This window comes from Lentzea kentuckyensis (assembly GCF_002150765.1).
In the GTDB taxonomy this organism is placed as follows: domain Bacteria; phylum Actinomycetota; class Actinomycetes; order Mycobacteriales; family Pseudonocardiaceae; genus Lentzea; species Lentzea kentuckyensis.
This window is the reverse complement of record NZ_MUYM01000133.1, coordinates 25,510-31,509: the sequence shown is the minus strand read 5'-3', so window position 1 is coordinate 31,509 and position 6,000 is coordinate 25,510. Positions and strand designations below refer to the sequence as shown.

Sequence of the window (6,000 nt, the reverse complement as noted above, 5' to 3'; positions counted from 1 at the left end):
GGCCCGGATCGCGATCCGGGCTTTCGCCTGTCGGCCGGCCAGGCCGGTCTTGGGTTCCAGGCGGCCGGCGATCAGCATCAGCGAGAACCCGGCGAGAGTGGCGAACAGGGCCGACGAACGGCCTTCCGCCAGGTGCCGCACCCAGGCGCCGACGCCGTCCGCGTTGGCCGCCGAGGGGCCGAGGTGCACGACGTACATGCCGAACACGGCCAGCGCACGGGCGAGGTCCACCCCGACCAAGCGCCCCATCGAGGGGGCGGGCTCTGTCGGCGTCTGGGGCTGGGGAGGTGATGTCTCCTGCGCAGTGGAGGTGTCCTGCAGTGGTGGCATCTGAGTCATACCTCAACTTTGGTGCTGTGGTCGGTGGCGGGGCCATCCGTCAGGTTGGGGTGAGAACCCCGCCACCTGGCTGGAATTTCCGATCCGGCATCCGTCCTCAGTGGACATTTGCCGACCGGGTCATCCCTCGTCGTCGCCGAAGAACTCGTCGGCCATGCCGCTGAGCGCCATGCCGCCGAGCACACCGCCGGCGGCACCGGCCGCACCGGCGGCGAGCATGCCGCCCATGCCTGGCCCGCGCCCCTGACCCTGCTGCTGGTGGTGGTAGTCGTGGTCGTAGCCACGGCCGCCGTACCCAGGCTGGCCGCCGTACCCGGACTGGCCGCCGAACGCCGGGTTGTGGGCGTTGCCGAACGCGGGGTTGGTCCGGCCGCGCTCGGCGACCTGCGTGAGCCAGCCGCTGATCGCCGCGGCCCAGTCGGTGACCTGCGCCTCCTGGTGGGAGAGGCGAAGATGGCCGGACGTGTCGCCACCCGGCGAGAACGCGCCGCGGCGCCGGTCGGCCTCCAGGACCACGTGCAGCTCGTCCGCGTTGGCCACGAAGGTCAGCTCGACCTGGTTCATGCTGCCCGCGAACTGGGCCGGCGGGAAGAACTCGAGCTCCTGGTAGAAGCCGAACTCCTGCGGCACCGCGGGCAGGCGCCCTGCCTCGACCTCGGTGCCGCGGAACGAGAACCCGAGCTGCCCGAACGCGTCGAGCACCTTGTTCTGCGAGGGCAGCGGACCGACCAGGACCTGGTCGAGGTCGCCCTTGTCGGGAGCGCCCGCGACGATCAGTTCGGTGCGCACACCCACGCTCAACCCCGGCAGGGCCGCACCACCGACCGCGGTGATCGGCGTCTCCCACGGCAGTTGCAGCTGGAACGGGATCGAGACCAGCTGATTCGCGGGCACCCGCAGCCCCTGCTGCACGACCGTCCGGAAGAACTCCGTGGCCTGGCCGTGCTGGTCGTCGCCGGTGACGAGGGACAGCGCGACCTGGCCGATCTCGGCGTCCGAGCTGCCGCCCTGGATGCGGACCTGCCCGGTGATCGCCTGGCCGGGCACGGCGTGCGGCGAGTCCAGCACGGTGTCGACGGACGGGCCACCGATGCCGAAGGCGCTCAGCATTCGACCGAACATGAGAAGTCTCCTCTTTGGACGGATGAACCAAGTCTGGGGCGACGTCGTGCACGTCCCGGCGAACCGCAGGAGGTCCGATCCGTGTGCTCAACGAGTGCCGTGTCCCAGTGTTGTGGGTTCGTCGCGTCGCTCGCGGCGGCCGGGCGTCCAGAACAATCCGTCACCTGGCTGGAGTCACCCCCGCCGATCGGCCGAGTCCGTGCCCCTCTCCGTCGAGTGAGCGCTAACACTCACGGTCTGTGCACTGGAGGAACTGACGGCTGAATGCCTGAGTCGAAACACTATTCGACAGATGCGCAGAAGGTTAGCGCTCACATTTGGCGTTGACCGCCCAGTGGGCTGGTGGCTACATTCCGTCGCAGGGCCGCCACTGTGCGGCAACCTGACCCGGACGGTCCCGGCTTCGCCGAGAGACTGGAGCAACGTCATGTCCTCATCGTTGAGTCGACGCAGGCTCTTGCAAGCCGCGGGTGTGGCCGCGATCGCGACCGCGGTGCCGGCGCAGATGGCAGGTTCGGCGCTGGCGGCCACGCTCCCGCCTGCCCGCGGCGACGCGGGAGTGTCGGCCTACCCGTTCGACCTGTCCGAGGTCCGCCTGACGTCGGGCCGCTGGCTGGACAACCAGAACCGGACGCTGTCCTACCTCCGGTTCGTCGACGTCGACCGGCTGCTCTACAACTTCCGCGCCAACCACCGCCTGTCCACCAACGGTGCCGCGGCGCTGGGTGGCTGGGAAGCACCGAACTTCCCGTTCCGCACCCACAGCCAGGGGCACTTCCTCACCGCCTGGGCGCAGGCGTGGGCGGTCCTGGGGGACACGACGTGCCGGGACAGGGCGAACTACATGGTGGCCGAACTGGCCAAGTGCCAGGCGAACAACGCGGCGGCCGGATTCAACGCCGGCTACCTGGCGGGCTTCCCGGAGTCGGACTTCGACGCGATGGAGGCCGGTTCGCCCAAGTCCGTGTCGTACTACGCCCTCCACAAGACCCTCGCCGGGCTGTTGGACGTGTGGCGTTACATCGGCAACAACCAGGCGCGGGACGTGTTGCTGCGCATGGCCGGGTGGGTGGACTGGCGGACAGCCCGGTTGTCGTACAGCGTGATGCAACGGGTCCTGGGCACCGAGTTCGGCGGTATGAACGCGGTTCTCGCCGACCTGTACCAGCAGACGGGCGATGCCCGCTGGCTGACGACGGCCCAGCGGTTCGACCACGCCGCGGTGTTCGACCCGTTGGCCGCCAACCAGGACCGGCTGGGCGGCCTGCACGCCAACACCCAGGTGCCGAAGTGGATCGGCGCCGCTCGCGAGTACAAGGCGAGTGGGACGTCCCGCTACCGCGACATCGCCCTCAACGCCTGGAACATCACCCTCGGCGCGCACACCTACGTCATCGGCGGCAACAGCCAGGCCGAGCACTTCCGCTCGCCCAACGCCATCGCCGCCTACCTCAACACCGACACGTGCGAGGCGTGCAACACCTACAACATGCTGAAGCTGACCCGTGAACTGTGGCTGACCGACCCCGACCGCGCGGCCTACTTCGACTACTACGAGCGCGCCCTGCTCAACCACCTGATCGGCCAGCAGAACCCGGCCGACCCGCACGGCCACATCTGCTACTTCACCGGCCTCAACCCAGGCCACCGGCGCGGCAACACCGGCCCCGCGTGGGGCGGCGGCAACTGGAGCACGGACTACGGCACGTTCTGGTGCTGCCAGGGCACCGGCCTGGAGACCAACACCAAGCTCGCCGACTCCATCTACTTCTTCAACGGCACCACGCTCACGGTGAACCTGTACACGCCGTCCGTGCTGACATGGTCGTCCCGCGGCATCACGGTCACGCAGAGCACGAGCTATCCGGCGAGCGACACCACGACGCTGACCGTCACCGGCAACGCCGCCGGGTCGTGGACGATGCGCTTCCGCATCCCGGCCTGGACCACGGGCGCGACCATCAGCGTCAACGGCGTCGCCCAGAACGTGACCACCACCCCCGGCACCTACGCGGCACTGACCCGGTCGTGGACGCCCGGCGACGTGGTGACGCTGCGTCTGCCGATGCGCGTGATCGCCCAGTCCGCCAACGACAACGCGGGCGTCGTCGCACTGACCTACGGCCCGGCCGTCCTGGCGGGAAACTACGGCAACACCAGCCTCTCGGCACCGCCCTCGCTGAACGTCGGCTCCGTCACCCGCACCAGCACGTCGGCGCTGGCGTTCACCGCGACCGCGAACGGCACGCAGGTCAACCTGGGTCCGTTCCACGACGCGCACGGCTTCAACTACACCGTCTACTGGAACAGCAGCGGCGGCGTCGCGAGCTACCGGTTGGTCAACGCGGGCACCGGACTGGTGCTGGGCATCCAGAACATGTCCACTTCGGACGGTGGCCTGGCCGTGCAGTGGCAGGACAGCGGAACCGCCGACCACAACTGGCAGATGATCACCGACGGGTCCGACGTGCGGCTGAGGAATGTGCACAGCGGCAAGGTGCTGGGCGTGGAGAACATGTCAACCGCCGACAACGCCCGCGTCCTGCAGTGGTCCGACAACGGCACCGCCGACCACAGGTGGACCCTGATCGCCACCGGCAACGGCACCTACAAGGTCCGCAACGCCAACAGCGGCAAGCTGCTCGCTGTCCTCAACGGCTCCACCAGTGCGGGTGCGCAGGTCGTGCAGGACTCCGACAACGGTGGCGCGGACAACCTCTGGCGGCTGGTCGCCAACTGACGACGTGGCTCACGCCGGCCACATGCGCGGCAGGACCGCAGTGGTCGCACGCAAGGTCGGCGTGAGCGAACCAGTGGTGCTCCAGAACTTCGGCACGAAGGCGAGCCTGTGGGGGGTTCGGGTCAGTTCCCGGCGTCTTCGAAGATCAGGAACGTCTTGGTCGACAGCACGCCGGGAATCGTCTGCAGCTGCTCCAGGACGACGCGCCGCAACGCGTTGTTGTCCTCGGCCCTGACGAGCAGCATCACGTCGAACTCGCCACCCATCAGTGCCATGTGCCGCACCTCCGGGATCGCCCGCAGCTGGGCCTGCAGATCGCGCCAGGTGTTCTGCCGCACCGTCATCGCCACGTAGGCCGACGTGGTCAGCCCGACCTTGACCGGGTCGACCCGTGCGGTGAAACCGGTGATCACCCCGTCCGCCACGAGACGCTCGAAACGGGCGTAGGCGTTCGCGCGCGAGATCGTCACGCGTTCGGCCAGGGCTCGTCCGGACAGCCGCCCGTCCGCCTCCAGTTCGCGCAGGATCCGGCGGTCGATCTCGTCCAACTCCGTGTCCACGTGTCTCGCTCCCGGGGTTGAAAGTGCCGTGTGCCGCGCCAATTGGACCTGCTGAATCGTGCCTGAAAGTCAATCGTCTCGCACTGCTGCTCGGATCTGGCCGAATGGCCTCCGATCTCGGCAATATTCGTGCCTAGCGTAACTGCAGCGGAGGTATGGATGAGTGCCGGTCAGCTCAAGGCGGCCATCACCGCGACCCGGTTGCTCGACGAGACCGGCCGCCTGATCAGGGGAGCCCCGAAGCCCGATGCCGAGGCGCTGGTCGAGGGGTACCGCCAGCTCGTGTTCGCGCGCAGGCTGAACGAGCAGGCCGGGGCGCTGGTCCGCCAGGGACGGCTGGCCGTGTACCCGTCCTCACGGGGGCAGGAGGCCTGCCAGGTGGCGTGCGCGTCGGTGCTCGCTGACTCCGACTGGCTGTTCCCGACCTACCGCGACTCGGCCGCGATCGCCGCCCGCGGGGTGGACCCGGTCGAGGTGCTCACCTTGCTGCGCGGCGACTGGCACTGCGGTTACGACCCGTACGAGCACAAGGTGGCGCCTCAGGCCACACCGCTGGCGACGCAGCTGCTGCACGCGGTCGGCGTCGGTCACGCCGCGCGCCTCAAGGGTGAGGACACGGTCGTGATGGCGCTGTGCGGCGACGGCGCGACGAGCGAGGGCGACTTTCACGAGGCCTGCAACTTCGCCGCCGTTTTTCGCGCGCCGGTGGTGTTCTTCGTGCAGAACAACAAGTACGCGATCTCGGTCCCGCTCGCGCGCCAGTCGGTGGCGCCTTCGCTGGCGGCCAAGGCGATCGGCTACGGCATGCCTGGCGTGCGCGTCGACGGGAACGACCTGCCGGCGCTGGAGAAGGTGCTCGGTGAGGCGGTCGCGCGGGCTCGCGCCGGTGACGGACCGACGCTGGTCGAGGCGGACACCTATCGCATCGAGTCCCACACCAACGCCGACGACGCCACCCGCTACCGCGCCGACGACGAGGTCACCGAGTGGCTTCCGCGTGATCCGCTGCTGCGGGTGCGCACCTACCTGACGGCGGTCGGTGCGCTCGACGACGACCGGGAGCGGGAGATCGCCGCCGCCGCGGAGGAGATGGCGGCGGCCGTCCGGGCCGGAGTCGGTGCCGAGACGGTCGTCGATCCCGAGGAACTGTTCACCCACGTCCACTCCACCCTCACGCCGCAACTCGTGGAACAGCGCGCGGTTCTGCGTGCCGAGCTCGAACTCGAGGACGTCCGATGA

The 6,000-nt window shown here is 69.0% G+C and carries 4 protein-coding genes and 1 pseudogene; 2 read left to right on the top strand and 3 right to left on the bottom strand.

Annotated features, from left to right (window positions below):
- Positions 1-249, bottom strand: a pseudogene (locus tag B0F77_RS41605) (hypothetical protein); the annotation flags it as partial.
- Positions 250-459: 210 nt separating this feature from the next.
- Positions 460-1,461: a sporulation protein gene (locus tag B0F77_RS41600; RefSeq protein WP_086668572.1), complete on the bottom strand. Its 1,002-nt coding sequence runs from the start codon at positions 1,459-1,461 to the stop codon at positions 460-462.
- Positions 1,462-1,888: 427 nt separating this feature from the next.
- Between B0F77_RS41600 and B0F77_RS41595 the strand changes: the two genes are divergently transcribed.
- Positions 1,889-4,201 carry a beta-L-arabinofuranosidase domain-containing protein gene (locus B0F77_RS41595; RefSeq protein ID WP_086668571.1) on the top strand — a complete coding sequence of 771 codons (2,313 nt, stop codon included), beginning with the start codon at positions 1,889-1,891 and terminating at the stop codon, positions 4,199-4,201.
- Between the two features lie 122 nt (positions 4,202-4,323).
- Here the strand turns inward: B0F77_RS41595 and B0F77_RS41590 are convergent, their stop codons facing one another.
- Positions 4,324-4,761: an Lrp/AsnC family transcriptional regulator gene (locus B0F77_RS41590; protein ID WP_086668570.1), complete on the bottom strand. Its 438-nt coding sequence runs from the start codon at positions 4,759-4,761 to the stop codon at positions 4,324-4,326.
- 159 nt (positions 4,762-4,920) lie between these two features.
- Here B0F77_RS41590 and pdhA point away from each other — a divergent pair, with 159 nt between their 5' ends.
- The gene (gene pdhA / locus B0F77_RS41585; protein ID WP_086668569.1) at positions 4,921-6,000 is read left to right on the top strand and encodes a pyruvate dehydrogenase (acetyl-transferring) E1 component subunit alpha; all 1,080 of its coding nucleotides are present in this window, start codon (positions 4,921-4,923) and stop codon (positions 5,998-6,000) included.

What these genes read in the sequence shown, in the direction of transcription:
- B0F77_RS41600 (WP_086668572.1), bottom strand. Translation starts at nt 1,461, where the DNA reads ATGTTCGGTCGAATGCTGAGCGCCTTCGGCATCGGTGGCCCGTCCGTC.
- pdhA (WP_086668569.1), top strand. Translation starts at nt 4,921, where the DNA reads ATGAGTGCCGGTCAGCTCAAGGCGGCCATCACCGCGACCCGGTTGCTC.
- B0F77_RS41595 (WP_086668571.1), top strand. Translation starts at nt 1,889, where the DNA reads ATGTCCTCATCGTTGAGTCGACGCAGGCTCTTGCAAGCCGCGGGTGTG.